The following is a 20,053-nucleotide window of genomic DNA, read 5'->3' on the forward strand; positions in this document are numbered from 1 at the left end:
GCTCGATGGCATGGTCGGGCGGGGCCGTTCGGCGTCCGTCAGCCGGCCATGTGCTGGGCGGCCCGGAAGGCGAACACCATCGCGGTGCCCAGCGGAACACCCGGGCCCGGGTACACCTGCCGGCTCAGCGATGCGGAGGTGTTGCCCGCCGCGTACAGGCCGTCGATCGCGGTGCCGTCCGCGCGCAGGACGCGGCCGTCGACGTCGGTGACCAGACCGCCCTTGCCGCCGAGGTCTGCGAGCACGATCCGGGCCGCGAAGAACGGGCCGGTCTCGATCGCGGTGAGCGCCTTGTTCGGGTTGCCGTTCGGCGGGCAGAAGAAGTCGTCGTACGGGTCCTCGCCGCGGTGGAACGACTCGTCCACCCCGCGCTTCGCGTAGTCGTTGAACCGCTCGACGGTCGCGCGCAGCGTGTCGGCGGGCAGGCCGGCCTGCGCGGCCAGCTCCTCGAGCGTGCCGGCCCGCACCCAGGTGCCGGCCTCCAGGTGCGTCTCCGGCGGGGTGTTCGGGATGCTGATGCCGGGCAGGCCGCCGCCCTCGCGGGAGTCGAAGATCATCCACGACGGGACCGCCGCGCCACTTCCGTTGTGTGCGTGCATCGCCCGTCCGAATCGGTCGTACGGCAGCGATTCGTTCAGGTAGCGTTCGCCGTTCGCGTCGACGACGATGCCGCCGCGGATCCCGACCAGGAACGCCGCCGTGCCGTCCGGCTGCTCGACACCGGGGCAGAACCACGCCTCGTCCAGCAGCGCGGTGGCGCCGCCGGCCGCCACACCGGCCGCGATCGCGTCACCGGTGTTGGCACCGATCGGGCCCATCGACCACTCCGCCCGGCCGGGGGTGCCGCTGTCGGCGCGCGCGTCCGCGTTGCCCTCGATGCCGCCGGCGGCCATCAGCACGCCGCGGGTTGCCCTGATCCGCTGGGCCCGCCCGTCGTGTTCGGCGGTCACCCCGACGACGCGGCCGTCCTCGACGACCAGCCCGGTGAACCGGATGCCGGTGCGCAGGTCGGCGTTGCCGGTACCGGCGACCGCGGCGAGCAGGCGCCCGATCAGCGCGCGACCACCGATCAGCGCGCCCGGCACGTGGCCCTGGCCGGTGCGGTCCCGGTCCAGTTCGGGCCGCACCCGATCGGCCAGATCGCCGATGTCGGCGGGGTCGAGGTCGAGCGGGTTGATCGAGCGACCGGTGTCGAGACGCCCCTCGGCCTTGAAGTAGTCGGGGAACGCGCGGAACTCGAAGTCGATGTTCGGGTCCTGCTCGAGGAACTCGACGACCGTCGGCGCGGTCTCGACGTACGCGTCCTGGCGGTCGGCCTCGGCCTCGCCGAGCAGGCTGCGCAGGTAGGTGCGGGCGTTCTCGGTGGAGTCGGCGAGCCCGGCCCGCTCCTGGACCCGGGTGCCGGGCAGCCAGATCGAGGCACCGGAGTACGAGGAGGTGCCCCCGAACAGGTCGGTCTTCTCCAGCACCACGGTGCGCAGGCCCTGCGCGGCCGCGGTGTAGGCGCCGGTCAGCGCCCCGCCGCCGGACCCGACCACCACCACGTCGTATTCGTCCGTCCAGTCCTGCATGTGTCCCCAAACCTCCATCGCGTCGAATGTGCAGACAGGCAATCGCAGCCGGGTCCGGGAGGTGGCCGGGCTCCCACTGAGCGGAACCCTCCTCCGGGGGCCGTCGGTGGATGCCAGGATCTAGGCTCAGTTCGACAGAAGTGGACGAAGTGGGGGAACCGACATGCCGAGACTTGCCGAGGCACGCGACGCGGCCGAGCCGAGTTCGGCGGAACAGCGGGCCCGCCACGGACGCATCCTGAAGGTCGCCGCTCAGCTGGGCGCCGAGAAGGAGCTCGAGCGGGTCCAGATGCAGGAAGTCGCGAAACTCGCGGGTGTCGCGATCGGCACCCTGTATCGCTACTTCCCGTCGAAGACGCACCTGTTCGTCGCGGTCATGGTCGATCAGATCCGGCGGATGGGTGACCAGCTGGCGCGCCGGTCCCGCGGGTTGAGGTCGCCGGCGGACGCCGTGTACGAGGCGCTGCTGCAGGCCACCCGGGCGTTGCTGCGGACCCCGCTGCTGGCCACCGCGATGATCCAGTCCGCCGCGACGTCCAACGCGGCGACGATCCCCGATGTCGCAAAGATCGACCAGCAGTTCGACCGGCTGCTCCTCGATGCGGCGGGCATCGACGAGCCGACGATCCGGGACGTGACGGTGCTGCGGCTGGCCGTCGCACTGTGGTTCGGACTGATCCAGTCGGGGCTCAACAGTCGCACCTCGATCCCCGAGATCGAGTCCGATCTGCGCATCGCATGTGACCTGTTGCTCGGCGACCTGTCGGGTCCGCCCGCCTGACTGGACCGCCGGTCGCGGCGTTCACGCGGTCGGTCTCGCTCGGTGGGACGACACGGCCACGGCACCGCCCTGCTAAATAGAATACGTTTCAGAAATCGTATTCGTCAGGGGAGCAAACATGAGCAACGTCGTCATCGTCGAGGCCGCACGGACGCCGATCGGCCGCCGCCGCGGCCAGCTGGCCGGGGTGCACCCGGCGGTCCTGCTCGGTGCCGCCCAGAAGGCCGTTCTCGACCGCACCGGGCTGCCCGCCGACCGGATCGGCCAGATCGTCGGCGGTGCCGTCACCCAGGCCGGCGAGCAGTCGAACAACGTCACCCGGCAGGCGTGGCTGCACGCCGGGCTGCCCTACGCGACCGCCGCGACCACGATCGACTGCGCCTGCAGTTCCTCCCAGCAGGCCGTGCACGTCGTCGCCGGCCTGATCGCGTCCGGGCAGATCGACGCAGGCATCGGCTGCGGCGTCGAGGTGATGAGCCGGGTCTTCCTCGGTCAGGCCAACGCACCCGGCACCGGCAACCCCTACCCCGACGACTGGACCATCGACATGGGCGACCAGTTCACCTCCGCGGAGCGGATCGCCACCCGTCGCGGCATCAAGCGCGGCGACGTCGACGCCCTCGGTCTCGAGTCGCAGCGCCGCGCGGCGGTTGCCTGGGCCGAGGGGCGATTCGATCGCGAGATCGTCCCGGTCCAGGCCCCCGTCGTCACCAAGGAGGGCGAGCCCACCGGCGAGATCGCGACCGTGACCCGCGACGGCGGCCTGCGGGAGACCACCGCCGAGGGGCTCGCCGGTCTGAAGCCGGTCGTCGAGGGCGGCATCCACACGGCGGGCAACTCCTCCCAGGTCAGTGACGGTGCGGCCGCCGTGCTGCTGATGAGCGAGGAGAAGGCTCACGAGGCCGGGCTGCGTCCGCGTGCCCGGATCGTCGCGTCGACGATGGTCGGCTCGGACCCCTACTACCACCTCGACGGTCCGATCGAGTCCACCCGGGCGGTGCTCGACCGCACCGGAATGTCGCTGTCGGACATCGACATCGTCGAGATCAACGAGGCGTTCGCGTCCGTCGTGCTGTCGTGGGCGCAGGTGCACGAGGCCGACATGAGCAAGGTCAACGTCAACGGCGGTGCGATCGCGCTCGGGCACCCGGTCGGTTCGACCGGCTCGCGGCTGATCACCAGCGCCCTGCACGAGCTCGAGCGCTCGGACCGGTCCACCGCGCTGATCACGATGTGCGCGGGCGGCGCCCTGTCCACCGCCACGATCATCGAGCGCATCTGACCGCCCTCCCCCCGAGTGACCGGGAGCGATCACTCGGACGAGTCCGGGCTCGGCACGAGAATTTCTTCTACTTAAGGACCCTGTGATGACCATTGGACTGAGTGACGAGGACCGCGAGCTCCGCGACTCGGTGCGCGGGTGGGCCGCACGGCACGCCACCCCGGCCGTTATCCGTGAGGCCGTCGAGGCCAAGATCGAGACCCGGCCGCAGTACTGGGGCACGCTCGCCGAGCTCGGCATGCTCGGCCTGCACCTGCCCGAAGAGGCCGGCGGCGCCGGCTTCACCCTGCTCGAGACCGCGATCGTCGCCGAGGAACTGGGCCGGGCGATGGTGCCCGGACCGTTCCTGCCGACCGTGATCGTCTCCGCGGTTCTGCACGAGGCCGGCCGCACGGCCGAGCTGGCGGCCCTGGCCGACGGCACCACGTTCGGCGCGGTCGCGCTGCTGCCGGGTGGGCTTCGCCTCACCCGCGACGGCGGCACGGTCACGCTGTCCGGCACGTCCGGCCCCGTCCTCGGCGGCCAGGTCGGTGACCTCTTCCTGCTCGCCGCCACCGACGACGCCGGTGGACTCGTGTTCGTCGTCGTCGACCGTGAGCGACTCCAGGTCACCGAGCTGCCGAGCCACGACGTGGTCCGCCGCAACGCGGAGGTGGCCGCCGACCGTCTGACCCTCGCCGACGGCGACGTGGTGTCCCTGGATGCGGAGCGGGTCATCGACGTTGCGGCAACGCTTTTCGCGGCCGAGTCCTCCGGCCTCGCGGACTGGGCCACCACCACCGCGGCGGATTACGCGCGTGTCCGTCAGCAGTTCGGTCGGGTGATCGGCCAGTTCCAGGGCGTCAAGCACAAGGCCGCCCGGATGCTGAGCCTGGCCGAGCAGGCCCGTGTCACCGCCTGGGACGCCGCCCGGGCGCTGGGCGAGGGCGCCTCGGCGGGCGAGTCGTCGCTGGCGGCGGCGGTCGCCGCGGCCGTCGCGCCCGAGGCCGCGTTCCAGGTGGCCAAGGACTGCATCCAGATTCTCGGCGGCATCGGCTACACCTGGGAGCACGACGCCCACCTGTATCTGCGGCGGGCGCAGTCCCTGCGAATCCTCCTGGGCTCCACCGCGTCCTGGAAGCGTCGGGTCGCGAAGCTGACCCTCGGGGGTACCCGCCGCGTTCTCGGCATCGATCTGCCTGCGGAGGCGGACTGGATCCGGGCCGACGTCCGGGCCGAGCTCGCGCCCGCCATGGCGCTCGAGGGGGCGGCCCGCACCAAATACCTCGCCGAGAAGGGCTACACGTCACCGCACCTGCCCACGCCGTGGGGCAAGAGCGCCGACGCCGTCACCCAGCTGGTGATCGCCGAGGAGCTGCGCGCGGCGGCGCTCGAGCCGCACGACATGATCATCGGAAACTGGGTCGTGCCGACCCTGATCGCGCACGGCAGCGAGGAGCAGTTGCAGCGTTTCCTGCCGGGGTCGTTGCGCGGCGACATCACCTGGTGCCAGCTGTTCTCCGAGCCCGGCGCGGGTTCCGACCTCGCCGGACTGTCCACCAGGGCGACCAAGGTCGACGGCGGCTGGAGGCTGCAGGGCCAGAAGGTGTGGACGTCGATGGCACGCACCGCCGACTGGGGCATCTGCCTGGCGCGGACCGACGGCGACGTGGCCAAGCACAAGGGCCTGTCGTACTTCCTGATCGACATCAGGAACTCCGAGGGCCTCGACATCCGCCCGCTGCGCGAGATCACCGGCGAGGCCCTGTTCAACGAGGTGTTCTTCGACGACGTGTTCGTTCCGGACGAGTGCCTGGTCGCCGAACCCGGTGACGGCTGGAAGCTGGCCCGCACCACCCTCGCGAACGAGCGGGTGTCGCTCTCGCACGACTCCTCGCTGGGCTCCGGCGGCGAGGCGTTGCTGGACCTGGCGGCCGAGATCCCGGGCGGGCTCGACGACGAGCAGCTGACCGTCCTCGGCAAGGTGCTGTGCGACGCGCAGTCCGGCGGACTGATGGGCCTGCGCACCACCCTGCGCTCGCTGACCGGTGCCCAGCCGGGTGCCGAGTCGTCGATCGCCAAGCTGCTCGGTGTCGAACACATCCAGCAGGTGTGGGAGGTCGCGATGGACTGGGCGGGCCCGACGTCGCTGCTCGGCGAGCAGGATCGCCGGTCCGCGACGCAGATGTTCCTGAATTCGCAGTGCATGTCGATCGCCGGTGGTACGACGAATGTTCAGTTGAACATCATCGGCGAGCGGATCCTCGGTCTGCCGCGCGATCCTGAACCCGGAAAGTGAGCACGTATCCCATGAACCGTACCTTCGTGGTCGGCGTCGGCATGACCAAGTTCGAGAAGATCGAGTCCCGGGACTGGGAGTACCCGGACATGGTCACCGAGGCCGTGGGCAAGGCGCTCGCGGACGCCGGACTCGACTACTCGCAGGTTCAGCGGGCCGCCGCGGGGTACGTGTTCGGGGCGTCCACCGCCGGGCAGCGGGCGTTGTACGAGACGGGGCTGACCGGCATCCCGATCGTCAACGTCAACAACAACTGCGCGACCGGTTCCACCGCCCTGCTGACGGCCCGTGAATGGGTGCAGGCGGGATTCGTCGACTGCGCGCTGGCCGTCGGCTTCGAGAAGATGACGAAGACGTCGATGACCGGGACCGGCGAGATGCCGAAGGTCACCACCCTCGACGACCAGCTGAAGGTGATGATCGAGAAGTTCGGCTGGGGCCGGGGCCCGATGACCGCGCAGCTGTTCGGCAATGCCGCAGTCGAGCACATGGAGCGCTACGGCACCACCGCCGAGCAGATCGCCGCCGTCGCGGTCAAGAACCACAAGCACTCGGTGAACAACCCGTACGCGCAGTTCCAGGACGAGTACACCCTGGACCAGGTGCTGGCCGACAAGATGATTCACGCACCGTTGACGCGGTCGCAGTGCTCGCCGACCTCGGACGGCGCCGGCGCCGCGATCGTCGTCAGCGAGAAGTTCGTCCGCGAGCACGGGCTCGAGGACCAGGCGGTCGAGATCGTCGCGCAGGCGATCACCACCGACACCGCGGAGGCCTTCGCCGACAAGTCGATGATCGACGTCGTCGGCGCACCGATGACCCGCGCGGCCGCGGAGCAGGTGTTCGCCGAGTCCGGACTGACGATCGACGACGTCGACGTCATCGAGCTGCACGACTGCTTCGCGATCAACGAGATCATCACCTACGAGGGCCTCGGCCTCTGCGCGGCGGGCGAGGGCGGCAAGCTCGTCGAGTCCGGTGCCACCACCTACGGCGGGCGGTGGGTCGTCAACCCGTCCGGCGGCCTGATCTCGAAGGGCCACCCGCTCGGGGCCACCGGCCTCGCACAGTGCGCGGAGCTCAACTGGCAGCTGCGCGGGCAGGCGGACGCCCGTCAGGTCGAGGGTGCCTCCGTTGCCCTGCAACACAACCTGGGACTCGGTGGGGCGTGTGTCGTCACCCTGTACCGGTCCGGAACCATCTCCAAGGAGTCGTAACCGACATGTCGATCGACGTGAGCGCCGCGCTGGCGGCCGCCCCCACCGTCCGCGAAGCCAGGTGGACCGAGCGTGACGTGATCCTGTACCACCTGGGTCTGGGAGCGGGTGTCAAGTCCCTCGACCCGGCCGAACTCGGCTGGGTGTACGAGCAGGACATGAGGGTGCTGCCGACGTTCGCGATGGTCGCCGGGCAGGGCATCTCGGCCGGTGACCTGGCGCCGGCCGGGATGAACCTGCCCGGCATCGACATCGACCTGCGCAAGATCCTGCACGGGGGGCAGTCGCTGACGGTGCACGCCCCGATCCCGGCGTCGGGCACCGCGACGATCTCGTCGCGGGTCGCCGACGTCTGGGACAAGGGCAAGGCCGCGGTGATCGTGCTCGAGCAGTCCGCGGTCGACACCGACGGAAATCCGTTGTGGACCACCGGAATGCAGATCTGGGCGCGCGGCGAGGGTGGCTTCGGCGGAGATGCCGGGCCTGAGGTGTCGAACGCCGCGCCGGAGCGAGACGCCGACCGGGTCCTGGTCTCGCCGACCGGGACGCAGCAGGCGCTCGTGTACCGGCTCAGCGGCGACCTGAACCCTCTGCACGCCGATCCGGGGTTCGCGAAGATGGCCGGCTTCGACCGGCCGATCCTGCACGGGCTCGCGTCGTACGGCGTCGTGTGCAAGGCCGTCGTCGACGGTCTGTTGGACGGGGATCCGACTCGGGTGCAGTCGTTCTCGGTGCGGTTCGCCGGATCGCTGTACCCGGGTGAGACGATCGAGACCTCGGTCTGGCGGGACGCGGACACGCTCACGCTGCTCGCGACGTGTCCCGAGCGGGACGGCCAACCGGTTCTGACCCACGCGACGATGGAGGTTCGCTCGTGAACGTCGGTGACCATCCGACCGCCCAGACCCACCCGCACCGCACGGTGCTGACCTCGGCTCCGCAGGACGCGCCGGTGGACCGTGCCACCGCCGCGGCCCGCCGCGTGATCGACGCGATGCTGCGCACCGATCGCGGCAACGCCAACCTCGACCGGGTCGCCGAGGAACTCAACAGCATCGCCGACCACCTCGAGGAGCACGCTCCGGAGGTCGCCGAGCGGATGATCGACATGTGGAGCGGTGAGGGGGTCACCCGGCACGACCCGATCACCGGGCCCGAGAACGCGATCGCGCCGCCACTCGTCCTCGAAGGGCTCGACGACGGTTCGGTCCAGGGGGTGGTGACGTTGACGCTGCCGTACCAGGGCCCACCCGGCTGCGTCCACGGCGGTGTCTCGGCGCTGCTCCTCGACCACGTCCTCGGGGTGGCGAACGCATGGGGCGGCAAGGCCGGCATGACCGCGCAGCTGAACACGCGCTACCACAAGCCGACGCCGCTGTTCGAGCCGTTGACCATCACCGGCAAGCAGATCGCGGTGGACGGCCGGAAGATCCGCACCGTCGGCGACATCAGGAACGCGGCCGGCGAGGTGTGCGTCTCGGTGGAAGGACTGTTCATCGAAGCGGGCGTGCCGCGTCCCCGCTAGCAGGGACGACAACCACGGAGAGAAGGGCGCCGTCGTTCGGGTGGACCGTGCGACGGTGCCCTTCGTCCGTCTCGGGAAAGGGAAGTGGACATGGGCAAGCTGGACGGACGGGTTGCAGTCATCACCGGAGCGGGCATGGGCATCGGCCGCGGCGTGGCCGGCGCGATGGCACGTGAGGGTGCGAACATCGTCGTCTCGGACATCGACGAGCAGGCGGGTGCCGACACCGTTCGGTGGCTCACGGAGGAGTGGGGCGTGGGTGCGAAGTTCATCCGCGCCGACGTCACCGATCGTGAGCAGGTGCACGCGATGGTCGACGCGGGCACCGAGGAGTTCGGACGGCTCGACATCCTGGTCAACAACGCCTGGCGTCCCCTGGGTTACGCGCGGTTCGAGAAGACCGCCGAGGAGAACATGCGGATCGGCTTCGACATGGGCGTCATGTCGGCGTTCTGGGCCATGCAGCGCGCCTTCCCGGCGCTCGCCGAGCACGGCACCGGACGTGTGATCAACATGTGCAGTCTCAACGGCGTCAACGCCCACATGTACTCGGTGTACTACAACGCCGCGAAGGAGGCGCTGCGCAGCATGACCCGCACCGTCGCCCGCGAGTGGGCGCCGAAGCAGGTGTGCTGCAACGTCATCTGCCCGGGTGCGAAGAGCGCCGCCTACCAGCGTGTCGCCGACGCGAACCCGCAGATGGCGGCCGGCCAGGAGGCGGCCAACCCGATGGGACGCATCGGTGATCCCCTCGACGACATCGGGACCGTCGCCGCGTTTCTCGCGTCCGACGATTCCCGTTACCTGACCGGCAACACGCTGTTCGTCGACGGCGGCAGCCACATCAACGGCGTGCAGTGGGCGCCTCGGGTGGACTGACGTCGGGGAGGGTGGTGCGTCCCGGACGGTGCCGGGACGCACCACTGTCTCAGCTGCCCGAGGAGCCCTCACTGGAACCGCCAAGGCTCCCGGAGTCGACCCCGAGCAGGGTCAGCACCGCGTCGAGGGCGCCGGGGGTGCCGAGGACCGTGCTGCCCAACCCGAGTGCGGACGAGCCGAGCGCGATCGGCGATCCGACCAGGACCGGCTCGTAGTCGAACGCCGGGTGGGTGACGTCGGTGCCCTTGGCGCACACGCCGAGTGCGACGTACACGCCGGCCGGGATGTCGCGGACCTGGTAGGTCTTCGACCGGTCCAGCGCATTGGTCACGTCGAGCGACGGCCCCCACTGGAACAGCGCCGGGTCGATCTGGTTCAGCGGCGGCAGCTGCCCGTTCACGACACCCGGCAGCAGCGGAATCGCCTTCTCCGCGTTCAACAGTGCTGCCGTGCACACCGTGAGCAGATTGTCGAGGCCGGTGTTGGGGTCCTGCATGTCGATGGTCAGGTTGTTGCCGTCGAGGGCGGTGGTCATCGTCGGGGGTTGCACGGCCGGTGCGGCGGACGCGGTGGCGGGTGCACCCACCGCGGTCGCCACGGCAACGGCGGTGGCGACGGCTCCCCCCGCGACGGTCCGTGTCAGCCGGGCCCGTGTCCCGCTCGAGTTGGTGCTGCCCATCGTCATCCTCTGTTCCCGGGTCTCCCCGAACGCCGATACCGCTCAGTCGGGCACGGAGTCTAGGGTTTCGGCGGCGAATCCACGTGTCGTTTGCCGGAATTCGCCGCCGAGCCCGCGGGTCAGCCGACGGTGATCGATCGCCTGGCGAGCAGCCAACGTCCGTCGACCCGACGGAACACGTCGTGGTACCGACCCATGCCCGACAGGCTCGGCGCCGTGGTGGTGTCGACGAAGAACTGCCACACGGACTCGGCCCGCGCGGAGTCCGCCGTGTCGACGGTGACCGCGACGCACGTGGTCACATGCCGGGTCGCCGTGCCGGGACCGGCGATTCCCGCGTCCCGGCGTTCCCGGGCGGCGGCCACGATTTCCGTTCTGCCCGTGCAGACCTGAGGTCGTGCGCCTGCCCGGGTCGCGCCCGTCATCTCCCACACGGCGTCCTCGGTGTACAGCTGCGTGTAGGCCTCGAGCGCGGCTTCGTCGGCCGCATGCGCGACTCGGGCGATCAGGGACCGAATCGCCTCCGCCGAGGTCTCGGCGATCGCCGGTTCGCCGGTCATACCCCGAAACCCCCGTCGACGTCGAGCTTCTGACCGCTGATGAAGTCGGCGCGATCGGAGGCGAGGAAACACACGGCCTCGGCGATGTCGTCGGCATCCCCGAACGCGCGGAGCGGGATGTTCCCCCGGGCGACGTCGAGCGCGGTGTCGTCGAGGTCTCCGGACGCGATGAGCCGCTCGGCCATGCCGTCGGTGGTCATCCCCGGGCCGACACAGTTGGCCCGGACCCCGAACCTGCCCTCCTCGGCCGCGATGCCGCGGACCAGTGCCTCGACCGCACCCTTCGGGCCGATCGACAGCCCGTCCCGGACCGGGAAGCGCGAGGTCCCCGCGCTGGTCACCGCGACGATGTTGCCGCGGCTCTCGCGCAGGTGCGGCAGGGTCGCATGGGCCGCGTTGAAGAAGCCCGCCACGTCGGTGACCACCTGGCGTTCGAAGTCGGCCGGCGGAACCTTGCTCAGATGCACCATCGGCACGTGGGGCCCGGCGGCGTACACGAGCGTGTGGATTCCACCGAATTTCTCCGCGACCTGGTTCACGATGTCGGCGGTCCGCGCCGCGTCGGACAGGTCGAGCTGCCAGGTGCTCGCCGTGCGCCCATGGGTCCGGGCGGTGTCGAGCAACGGATCGAGCGCGCGTTCGGACCGGAAGTACGTCAGCGCGACATCGGACCCGCGCTCGACGAGCATCCGGGCCGTCGCCCGCCCCAATCCTCCGCTGGCGCCCAGTACCAGGGCTGCCCCGGATCGATGACTGAAATCTCCCACAGTTCCTCCAGCGGTGGATGTCGGTCCGTGGCCGAGGGTTCCACCGCGAGTGCGGGGGCCCGGCAACGCCGTGAGTTCATTGATAGCCCAATCACCCGTGCCAAGCAAGCGCTTGGTTGCGAATGGGATGCGGGTGAGCTGCTCGTCGGTCGTGGCGTGCCGGTTTGCCCGCCGGGGCCCCCTCGGCGGATTCCCGCGCCGTGGGAACGCGGGCGGGACAAGGCCCGGTGGGGGCCGGGACCTCGTCGCGGGCGCCGGTTACTCGGGCGCCGGGACGGGCGGGTGCGCGAGCAGCTCGGCCAGGTGTCGGCCCTCGACCCCGGCAAGCTGCGCTGCCTGGGTGCGGCAGGAGAACCCGTCCGCGAGCAGGAGCGCACCCGGCCCGGCGGCGCGCAACGCCGGGAGCAGGCCGTTCTCCGCGACCGCGACGGACACCTCGTAGTGCCCCCGCTCCATCCCGAAATTGCCGGCCAGCCCACAACATCCCGCGACCTCGCGGAACTCGGCACCGGCCGACGCGAGCAGTCGGCGGTCCGCCTCGGAGCCCAGCACAGCGTGCTGGTGGCAGTGCGGCTGGACGACGATCTCGACGCCGTCCAGGCGTGGAGGCTGCCATGGCGCCCCGTCGGAAGCGCTTGCTTCGGCGAGGAACTCGGCGAGCGTGCGGGTCGCGTCCGAGACGCGCCGCGAGCGCGGGTCGTCCGGCAGCAGTTCGGGCAGGTCCGCGCGCAGCGCGGCAATGCACGACGGCTCGAGCCCGACGATCGGACGCCCGGCGTCGAGGTGCGGCTGGAGTTGGTTCAGCGTTGCGGCGAGCCGACGGCGGGCGCCGTCGAGTTGGCCGGTCGTGATCCAGGTCAGCCCGCAGCAGGCGCGCCGCTCGGTGACCGCGACCCCGTAGCCCGCGGCTTCGAGGACGGTGACCGCGGCACGGGCGATCTCGGGCGAGAACGCATCGGTGAAGGTGTCCACCCACAGCAGCACCTCACGGTCGGCGGGCGTGGACGGGGGCCGGCGCCGCCACCAGCGCCGGAAACTCTGGGCGGCCAGCGCGGGGACCGCTCGTCGCGGATCGAGTCCGGCCAGCCGCAGGCCGGTGCGGCGCAACGCAGGACGTCCGGACAGGAAGTTGACGAGATCCGGTACGGCCGACGCGGGCGCGGTCCACCGGGACAGCTGCCCCAGCGTGTAATGGCTCGGCGGTCGCAGGCGACGGCGGTAGCGGCGGTACAGCACCTCCGACTTGTAGGTCGCCATGTCGACGCCGGCCGGGCAGTCCGAGGAGCAGGCCTTGCAGGACAGGCACAGGTCGAGGGATTCCGCGAGTTCGGGCGCGCGGTACCCGCGGGTGACGAGGGTGCCGTTGATCGCCTCCTGCAGCACTCGGGCGCGGCCACGGGTGCTGTCCTTCTCGTCCCGTGTCGCCAGATACGACGGACACATGACGCCGCCGGAGTCCGCGCGGCACTTGCCGATTCCGACACAGCGATGCGCGGCCACCGACAGGTCACCGGCGTCGTCGTGCAACGCGAACCCGCCGACACCCGCCACCGGGCCCGCGGCGGGCACCCGCAGATCCGCATCGACCGCGGCGGGCGCCACCACCACACCCGGGTTGAGGACGGCGTCCGGATCGAAGAGCGCCTTGAACCCGGCGAAGGCGGACAGCGCTGCGGGCGAGTACATCAGCGGCAGCAACTCCGACCGGGCCCGGCCGTCGCCATGCTCGCCGGACATCGAGCCACCGTGTCCGGCAACGAGTTCCGCTGCATCGACCAGGAACGACCGGAACCGGGTGGGGGCACTGTCGAGCGGGAAGTCGAGTCGGACGTGCACGCAGCCGTCCCCGAAGTGGCCGTACAGCAGACCGTCCACGTCGTGCTCGCCCATCAGGTTCTCGAAGTCGCGCAGGTACGCCCCGAGGCGATGCTGGGGCACGGCCGCGTCCTCCCAGCCGGGCCACGCCGGGCGTCCGCGCCGGGTGCGTCCCGACAGCCCGACGCCGTCCGCCCGGATCCGCCACAGGGCCGTGGATTCGGGCCCGGTCGGGACCACCCTGGTGTCCATCGCGTTCGCGGCCGTGCACAGCGCGGTGGCGGCCGCGAGTGCCTGTTCGGCGGTGTCCCCGGCCATCTCGACGAAGAGCCAGCCGTCGCCGCGGGGCAGTTCGGGTACCGCGGCGGCGCCCTTGTGGCGCCGGACCACGTCGACGAGCCGGGCGTCGATTCCCTCGACGGCCAGGGGGCGTGCGGCCATCAGCGCCGGGACGTCGTCGGCGGCGGCGGGCATGTCGGGGTAGCCGAGGACCGCGAGCGCCGTCGCGGCGGGGATCGGAACCAGGTCGACGGTGGCGTCGAGGATCAGGCCGCAGCTGCCCTCGGTGCCGACGAACGCCTTCGCGAGCGCGTGCCCCCGTTCGGGCAGGAGGTGCTCGAGCGAGAAACCCGACGCCTGCCGGTCGAAGCGGCCGAGCTCGGTGCGTAGGGTCGCGAGGTTCGCGGTCACGAAGGCGTCCAGCCCGGGCACCGCGGACAGGCCGTCGGCGAGGACGCGCTGCGTACCCGTGCCGTCCAGGACGCTCAGCCGGCGGGCGTTCTCGGCGGTCCGACCCCAGGCGACGGCGCGTGGGCCGCAGGCGTTGTTGCCGAGCATGCCCCCGAGAGTGCACCGGTCCTGTGTCGACGGATCCGGGCCGAACCGCAGACCGTGCGGCGCGGCGGCCCGCTGCAGCGAGGAGAGCACGACGCCCGGCTGGACGACCGCGGTCCGGGCGTCGGGGTCGAGGTCGAGGATCCGGTTCATGTGGCGGCTGAAGTCGAGGACGAGTCCGGGCCCGATGGCGTTGCCCGCCACCGAGGTTCCGGCCCCTCGTGCGGTGACCGGAAGGCCGTGGCCGCGGCCGACCTCGAGGACTGCCGCGACGTCTTCGTCGGAGCGGGGAAACACCACTGCATCGGGCACGACACGGTAGTTGGAGGCATCGGTGCTGTATTCGGCCCGGCGCCGGGTGCTGTCGTCCACGTCGCCCGCGATCCGCGCGCGGAGCGCGGAGATCGCCGAGGTCAGGTCGTCGGTACCCCTGATCTGCGACACCCTGCCGATACTACGGCCCTCGCACGACGTCGTGCCAGCGCCGCGCTCCGCTGTCGACACTGCGCTTGCCGACTCGAGAATGCAGAAGTCCTGTTCGGGCGCAGGGGGCGTCCAACGCTGCTCGTGTGCCTGGGTCGAGTGAATGGCTCCGGGGTCGCACAGGCGAATGATGTGCACTGATTTGTCTTGTTAGACAGTACAATTCGTAAATCGGTCAATTCTTCCGATCGGGGGTCTCCGGTCCCGTCCGGTGTGCATGATGTCAGCTGTCGCGCCTGTCGTGTTCGGTCGGAGCAGGCCGCTTGGGAAGAAATGGAGACATTGTGGAGATTTCCCGTAAGAGCTGTGCCCGTGGGGGTGTCGTGGCCGGAGTCGCAGCTCTGGCCCTGCTCGCCAATCCCGCGCTCAGTTCCGCAACGGTCGACGGTTACATGCAGGCGTTCAAGATGCCGGGCGGCACCATCAAGGTGGAGCTCACCGGAATCAGTTCTCCGACGCTGGTCGGATGCCAGGTCGTCGTGGCCGAGACCTTCGGAAGGGACGTGCACCGTGGCGAGGTGGTGCTGACCGGAAGTCCCGGCGCCGGCACGTACACCACGCCGCCGCTCAACACGGACTGGGGGTATCGGGTCAGCGCGACCTGCATCGACGCGGACGGTGAGACGGTCCTCCCTCCCAGCCCGGACACCCCACAGTTGGGTTCTGCCGGTTCGGCCGACATTGGTTTGCAGACCTTGGGATTCCTGCTCGGCAGCTGATCGATTCGGCGGGCGCCGCGGTCGCGCGGTGAGTCGCGACGGCGACTCGGTCGGGGCGGGGTGCCGGTGGCTCTCGGAGCCGGTTTCGGAAGCCGCACTCCGGACACGTGCAGCCCCGGGCGCCGTCGTCGGCAGCTGACGGGTCGGGGCCGTCGTCGAGTGAACGACGGCGGCCCCGTACCGGCGAGGTGCCCGGACTCAGGGCCGCGTGCCCACCCTGGTGCGCAGCGCGTCGAGCACGTCGCCCCCGGCTCGGGTGCCCCGAGGTCCGGCCGCTTCCGGAGCGATCATCCGGCCCTCGTCCGAACGGGTCCACTCCCGCACCGCCCAGCGTTCGGCGATCGCCCACCGGCCGTCGCGCTTTTCCATCAGGTCGACGAAGCGGGCCCCGCTGGTGAAGTCGCCCCGGTCGGGGTGCCCCCAGTGCACGTTGGTGCTGTAGGTCTCGCTGATCGCGACGTCGCCGTACAGTTCGACGAGGTGATTGCCGAGGTGATGCATCGTGCCGGCCAGCGATTCGAGCTTCGGCTGCACCCAGGCGAGGTACTCGTCGACCGTACCGTCGAAGCCGGTGTGGTGGTCGATCCCGTCCGGGTGGTAGCAGCCGCGCACCAGGTCGAAGTCGAGTCGGTCGATGCCGCGGCAGTACCGCAGGACCACCTCGTAGATCGCCTGCTTGTCGAGCAGTTCCGCCAGTTCCCGTGACTCGACGGTCATCGTGTCTCCTCCTTCAGCCCGGCCATCCAGTCGAGCAGTGTCTCGACATCCTCGGCCCGGCAGTCGAACGCTGCCGGTCGGAACACCACGACGGTAGCGCCGGCCCGGTGCCAGTGCCGGACCCGATCCGCGGTGGCGTCCAGGTCCACCGCACCGGACGTGTCCCGCGTCGGTGTGATCGACACCTGGATGCGCGCAGAGTCGGGGTCGCGGCCCCGGTCGGTGAAGCACCGCCGCAGCAACGCGACCGATTCGACGAACGAGTCCATGTCGGCCGGGTTGACGGTCCAGCCGTCCGCGACCCGGGCGATCCGGTCGAAGTTCCGCCGGCTGGGACCGAACCCGAAGAGCACCGGGACCCGGGCCTGCACCGGCTGCGGGTACGAGTGGAAGTCCTCGAACGCATACCCCCGGCCTGCGAACGTCGCCGGAGCCGCCTCCCACAGCTCCCGGCACGCGGTGACCGTCTCCTCCAGCCGGCGGAACCGGGCGTCGAACGGCATCCCGGTGGCGGTGTACTCGGCCTCCTGCCAGCCGACACCCAGCCCGATCGCGACCCGCCCGCCGGAGAGCGCGTCGAGGGTGGCGATCTGCTTGGCCAACAGCAGGGGCGGGCGGACCGTCGCGATCAGCACCGACACCCCGAGCCGGGCCCGGCGGGTCACCGCCGCGACCGCGGAGAGCAACGAGATCGGTTCGTACCAGGGATGATCCAGCGTGAAAGCGAACCCGTGTCGCTCGACCCGCTCGGCGTGCGCGGTGGCGTTGAAGCCGAGGTGGTCACCGGTGGAGATCAGGTCGACGCCCGCCCGGTCTGCCCGTGCGGCCAGGTCCAGCACCGGCTGGATCCGGCCGCCGTACATCGCCTCGGCGCCGAGGAGGTTCAGGCCTACCTGCAGGGGATGCATGGAGCTCCTGTCTCGCGACTACGGCAGCGCACGCTCGTCGACAACGAACTGGATGGTCTTCGTGCGATCGAGGAAGTTCAGCTCGTCCCGACGTACGGCCTCCCCGACCTCGGGGCGGGCATGCGTGGCGAGCATCTCTTCGTAGCCGGCGCGATCGCGGAACCACATCTCGGTCACCACGTCGAAGTCCGGGTCCGGCACACCCGGTGCCCGAAGGCTGTCCGTGAGGTCGACGAAATTGCGGCGGTATTCGACGATCTGGGGAAACAGGCTCGTGATCAGCGGCGCGTGGTTGCGCTCGTAGTAGTCGATGAACTCGGCCCGCGACAGTCCGGGCTTGCGTGTCAACAGGGCGATGGCCTTGAACACCACGGTGTCCTCTCTTCAGGCAAAGGCGATTCCGGGCGGGCTCGATCGAGTCGGCCCGATCACCGCTGCAGCACCCGCAGTGCGTGTTCGGAGAGGTCACCGGTGTGGTCGATGCAGCACAGTCGCTGGGTGAACCGCCACCGGCCGTCGACAGCCTCGAACCGGTCGAAGTAGCGGCCCACCAGGATCGGCTGCAACGCCAGGTCCGCGGTGCCCTGCAGCACGGTCACGTACGACACCGCGCTCGCGGCGGCGTTGTCGTCCGCGACGGTGACCCGGACGTTGGTGGTGACGTGCTTCGTACGCGGCGACGGTGGGTCGCCGTGCATCTTGACGAACGTCTCGTTCGCGAGCAGGACGGCCGCCTGGTCCCGCTCGATGAGCCCACCGAGCGGGTTGCCGTCGCCGTCGCACCGGCCGTACGTGGCGTGCGCGAACAACGCGGCCACCGCGGCCAGCTCGCCGCGGTCGATCAGGTGTGAGTACGAGAAGATCAGGTCCCGGACCGCCTCCGTTGCCGCGAGCCGGTCGATCGTGTGCCGGATGTCCACCACAACCGCCCCCTACAGCGCGATCTGCCCGCGTGAGACCTTGCCGGTCGCGTTGCGCGGCAACGGTTCGGTGGTCAGACGCCACCGGGTCGGCACCTTGAAGTAGGACAGCCGCTCGGCCGCGAACGCGCGCAGCTCCTCCTCGGCGACAGTGGCGCCGGCGCGGACGACGACGATCGCCGCGACCTCCTGGCCGAGATCCTCGTGCGCTTCGCCGACCACCGCGCACTCGACCACGTCCGGGTGTTCGTCGAGGCACTGCTCGATCTCGGTCGGGTAGATGTTCTCGCCGCCGCGCAGGATCAGGTCCGATCGGCGTCCGGTCAGCCGCAGTCGGCCGTCCTCGACCCGCCCGAAGTCGCCGGTGTGCAGCCAGCCGCCGGGCCGGATCGCGGCGGCGGTGGCCTCCGGGTTGTCCCAGTAGCCGAGCATGACGTACGGGCTGCGCACGCAGACCTCGCCCTCCTCGCCGTCCGGCACCTGCTCGCCGAGCGGGTCGCGGATCTCGAGCGCGACACCGAAGATGGGCCGGCCCAGGGTGCCCGGGAACTGCTGGACGTCGATCGGGGTGGCGACCGCGATGCCGGTGCTGCACTCGGTGAGGCCGTAGCTGTCGACGAGGGAGTCCTTCGCGAACGGCACCTCCTCCTGGAGGCGCTGCTTGAACGCGATCGAGGACGGCGCGGACGCCAGCGAGAACGCGGTCAGCGAGGCGGTGTCGTACTTGCGGACGTTGCCGTGCTCGATCAGTCGCGCGGCCATCGTCGGCACCGCACCCCAGTTGGTGACCTTCTCCCGCTCGATCAGCGACAGCACCCGGTCCACGTCGAACTTGTCCTGGTACAGGATCACGGCGCTGCCGGTGGCCAGGCGGGGCACGACGAGGTTGTGCAGGCTCGCGATGTGGAACAGCGGCGAGGTGAGCAGGTAGCGCAGGTCGCTGGGCCGGTTCGGATCGTACTCGCGACCGGCGAACGCGTCGAGCAGGGCGTCGCTGTACCGGTGGTAGTCCACGACGGCCAGCAGGTTGCGCTGGGAGTGCAGGGCGCCCTTCGGCTTTCCGCTGGTGCCGCTGGTGAAGAGGATGACCGAAGGGTCGTCCTCGGCGACGTCCGCGGTGTGCACGGTCGCGCCGGCGTGCTCCGTGATCAGGCGGGGAACATCGGTTTCCATCGAGAGGGCCGGGACGTCGATGTCGGCGTCGGCCAGCAGTGCGGCCCGCTTCGCATCGGTGATCAGCACCTTCGGTGTGGTCAGGGCGATCCCGTACTCGACCTCGCGGGGCACCCACCAGGCGTTCAGCCCGACCGCGATCGCGCCGAGCGACTGCGTCGCCCAGAACGCGATCACCCACTCGATCGTGTTCGCGGCCACGATCCCGACCCGGTCGCCGACACCGACGCCGTACTCGTCGGCGAGCGCCTCGGCCAGGGAGGCGACGGCCTCGGCGTGTTCCCGGAACGACATCCGACGGTCCTCGGTGACCAGGTAGTCGCGGTCCCCGTACGCCAGCGACGCCGTCAGGAGCTCGTGCACGGCGTGCTTCCGGTCGCGCATCACCGGCATCCGCGCGCCGCGCACGTCCTCCTCGACCAGTTCGAACGGGGCGTCCGGTCCCGTCAACCGGGACACGACGGCGGCCAGGTACGCCTGCGGATCGGTGGAAGTGGTCATGCGATCGGGACCTCCCTGTACTCGAATTGCACGGAAGGATCACACGCCCGATGGGGGGCGTGGGTCCCATTTCCACTGAACGGGACTGGTCCGCTTCGGGGTCCGCGGGCCTGGTTAGCGTCGGCCGTACACGCGCTGTCCGAGGAGCTGACATGACCGAACTCGACCCACAGGCGGCGGCCGTCGCGGCGGCCGCCGCGGGCGGCCCGCGCCGCACCGCGGAGTGGCCGTGCGCCGGTCGCGGCGTCGAGGTCCGTCCCGGTCACCGCGATCCCGTCGGCTCGTTCCTGATCCCGCACGTGAACCAGGGTAGGGACGGGTGCGATCGACCGTCGAGGAACCGGGCCGGCTCCGCCCCCGGGACCGCCCTCGCCGTCTACGGTGGCACCCACCGCGTGCCGAAGCAGAACCCCGCGACCCCGCCGGTGCGTGCGTCGTGACCCC

General features: G+C 70.6%; 19 protein-coding genes. 9 read left to right on the forward strand and 10 right to left on the reverse strand.

The features are described 5' to 3' along the window. Positions 1-38 precede the first annotated feature (38 nt). On the reverse strand, positions 39-1,571 hold the full coding sequence (locus ABD951_RS15645; protein WP_345347364.1) for an FAD-dependent oxidoreductase: 1,533 nt from the start codon (positions 1,569-1,571) through the stop codon (positions 39-41). A gap of 163 nt (positions 1,572-1,734) precedes the next feature. Between ABD951_RS15645 and ABD951_RS15650 the strand changes: the two genes are divergently transcribed. The 7 genes from ABD951_RS15650 (at position 1,735) to ABD951_RS15680 (ending at position 9,533) form a co-directional block, all read left to right on the forward strand. Then, positions 1,735-2,352 carry a TetR/AcrR family transcriptional regulator gene (locus ABD951_RS15650; RefSeq protein ID WP_345346558.1) on the forward strand — a complete coding sequence of 206 codons (618 nt, stop codon included), beginning with the start codon at positions 1,735-1,737 and terminating at the stop codon, positions 2,350-2,352. Between the two features lie 118 nt (positions 2,353-2,470). After that, positions 2,471-3,634: a steroid 3-ketoacyl-CoA thiolase gene (locus tag ABD951_RS15655; RefSeq protein WP_345346561.1), complete on the forward strand. Its 1,164-nt coding sequence runs from the start codon at positions 2,471-2,473 to the stop codon at positions 3,632-3,634. An 85-nt stretch (positions 3,635-3,719) separates the two neighbouring features. Further along, positions 3,720-5,912 (forward strand): acyl-CoA dehydrogenase family protein, encoded by a 2,193-nt coding sequence (locus tag ABD951_RS15660; protein WP_345346564.1) that lies wholly within the window; start codon positions 3,720-3,722, stop codon positions 5,910-5,912. An 11-nt stretch (positions 5,913-5,923) separates the two neighbouring features. Next, positions 5,924-7,129, forward strand: a complete 1,206-nt coding sequence (locus tag ABD951_RS15665; RefSeq protein WP_345346567.1) for a lipid-transfer protein — start codon at positions 5,924-5,926, stop codon at positions 7,127-7,129. 5 nt (positions 7,130-7,134) lie between these two features. Then, positions 7,135-8,007 carry a MaoC/PaaZ C-terminal domain-containing protein gene (locus ABD951_RS15670; protein WP_345346570.1) on the forward strand — a complete coding sequence of 291 codons (873 nt, stop codon included), beginning with the start codon at positions 7,135-7,137 and terminating at the stop codon, positions 8,005-8,007. After that, the gene (locus ABD951_RS15675; protein ID WP_345346573.1) at positions 8,004-8,654 is read left to right on the forward strand and encodes a PaaI family thioesterase; all 651 of its coding nucleotides are present in this window, start codon (positions 8,004-8,006) and stop codon (positions 8,652-8,654) included. Before ABD951_RS15670 ends, ABD951_RS15675 begins: the two co-directional genes overlap by 4 nt. A 90-nt stretch (positions 8,655-8,744) precedes the next feature. Next, a complete protein-coding gene (locus ABD951_RS15680; RefSeq protein WP_345346576.1) occupies positions 8,745-9,533 on the forward strand; it encodes an SDR family NAD(P)-dependent oxidoreductase in 789 nt (262 codons plus the stop codon). Between the two features lie 49 nt (positions 9,534-9,582). Here the strand turns inward: ABD951_RS15680 and ABD951_RS15685 are convergent, their stop codons facing one another. The 4 genes from ABD951_RS15685 to ABD951_RS15700 all read right to left on the reverse strand — a co-directional run bounded on the left by ABD951_RS15685 (position 9,583) and on the right by ABD951_RS15700 (position 14,632). Next, complete coding sequence (locus ABD951_RS15685) at positions 9,583-10,212, reverse strand: hypothetical protein (RefSeq protein WP_345346579.1); 630 nt, start codon at positions 10,210-10,212, stop codon at positions 9,583-9,585. A 119-nt stretch (positions 10,213-10,331) separates the two neighbouring features. Then, a complete protein-coding gene (locus ABD951_RS15690) occupies positions 10,332-10,772 on the reverse strand; it encodes a nuclear transport factor 2 family protein (RefSeq protein ID WP_345346582.1) in 441 nt (146 codons plus the stop codon). Further along, positions 10,769-11,539 carry an SDR family NAD(P)-dependent oxidoreductase gene (locus ABD951_RS15695; protein WP_345346585.1) on the reverse strand — a complete coding sequence of 257 codons (771 nt, stop codon included), beginning with the start codon at positions 11,537-11,539 and terminating at the stop codon, positions 10,769-10,771. Before ABD951_RS15695 ends, ABD951_RS15690 begins: the two co-directional genes overlap by 4 nt. Positions 11,540-11,797: 258 nt before the next feature. Beyond that, complete coding sequence (locus tag ABD951_RS15700) at positions 11,798-14,632, reverse strand: FAD-binding and (Fe-S)-binding domain-containing protein (protein ID WP_345346588.1); 2,835 nt, start codon at positions 14,630-14,632, stop codon at positions 11,798-11,800. A 362-nt stretch (positions 14,633-14,994) separates the two neighbouring features. On the opposite strand from ABD951_RS15700, the gene ABD951_RS15705 reads away from it, so the two are divergent. Next, positions 14,995-15,390 (forward strand): hypothetical protein, encoded by a 396-nt coding sequence (locus tag ABD951_RS15705; RefSeq protein WP_345346591.1) that lies wholly within the window; start codon positions 14,995-14,997, stop codon positions 15,388-15,390. A 198-nt stretch (positions 15,391-15,588) separates the two neighbouring features. Here the strand turns inward: ABD951_RS15705 and ABD951_RS15710 are convergent, their stop codons facing one another. From ABD951_RS15710 to casG, 5 genes are read right to left on the reverse strand one after another with little or no spacing between them, the layout of a single operon-like run. Next, positions 15,589-16,107 (reverse strand): nuclear transport factor 2 family protein, encoded by a 519-nt coding sequence (locus tag ABD951_RS15710; RefSeq protein WP_345346594.1) that lies wholly within the window; start codon positions 16,105-16,107, stop codon positions 15,589-15,591. Next, entirely contained in the window at positions 16,104-17,006 is a 903-nt protein-coding gene (locus ABD951_RS15715) for a TIGR03619 family F420-dependent LLM class oxidoreductase (protein WP_425569867.1), read from the reverse strand. Before ABD951_RS15715 ends, ABD951_RS15710 begins: the two co-directional genes overlap by 4 nt. A gap of 27 nt (positions 17,007-17,033) precedes the next feature. Then, positions 17,034-17,384 carry an EthD domain-containing protein gene (locus ABD951_RS15720; protein WP_345346600.1) on the reverse strand — a complete coding sequence of 117 codons (351 nt, stop codon included), beginning with the start codon at positions 17,382-17,384 and terminating at the stop codon, positions 17,034-17,036. A 59-nt stretch (positions 17,385-17,443) separates the two neighbouring features. Then, positions 17,444-17,935: a nuclear transport factor 2 family protein gene (locus tag ABD951_RS15725; protein WP_345346603.1), complete on the reverse strand. Its 492-nt coding sequence runs from the start codon at positions 17,933-17,935 to the stop codon at positions 17,444-17,446. 12 nt (positions 17,936-17,947) lie between these two features. Further along, positions 17,948-19,609 carry a steroid-24-oyl-CoA synthetase gene (gene casG / locus ABD951_RS15730; RefSeq protein ID WP_345346606.1) on the reverse strand — a complete coding sequence of 554 codons (1,662 nt, stop codon included), beginning with the start codon at positions 19,607-19,609 and terminating at the stop codon, positions 17,948-17,950. 152 nt (positions 19,610-19,761) lie between these two features. Between casG and ABD951_RS15735 the strand changes: the two genes are divergently transcribed. After that, positions 19,762-20,049, forward strand: coding sequence for a hypothetical protein (locus ABD951_RS15735; RefSeq protein ID WP_345346609.1), 288 nt, complete (start codon positions 19,762-19,764; stop codon positions 20,047-20,049). The last annotated feature ends 4 nt before the right edge of the window (positions 20,050-20,053 follow it).

The organism is Rhodococcus olei (assembly GCF_039540555.1).
Classification (GTDB): domain Bacteria; phylum Actinomycetota; class Actinomycetes; order Mycobacteriales; family Mycobacteriaceae; genus Rhodococcus_G; species Rhodococcus_G olei.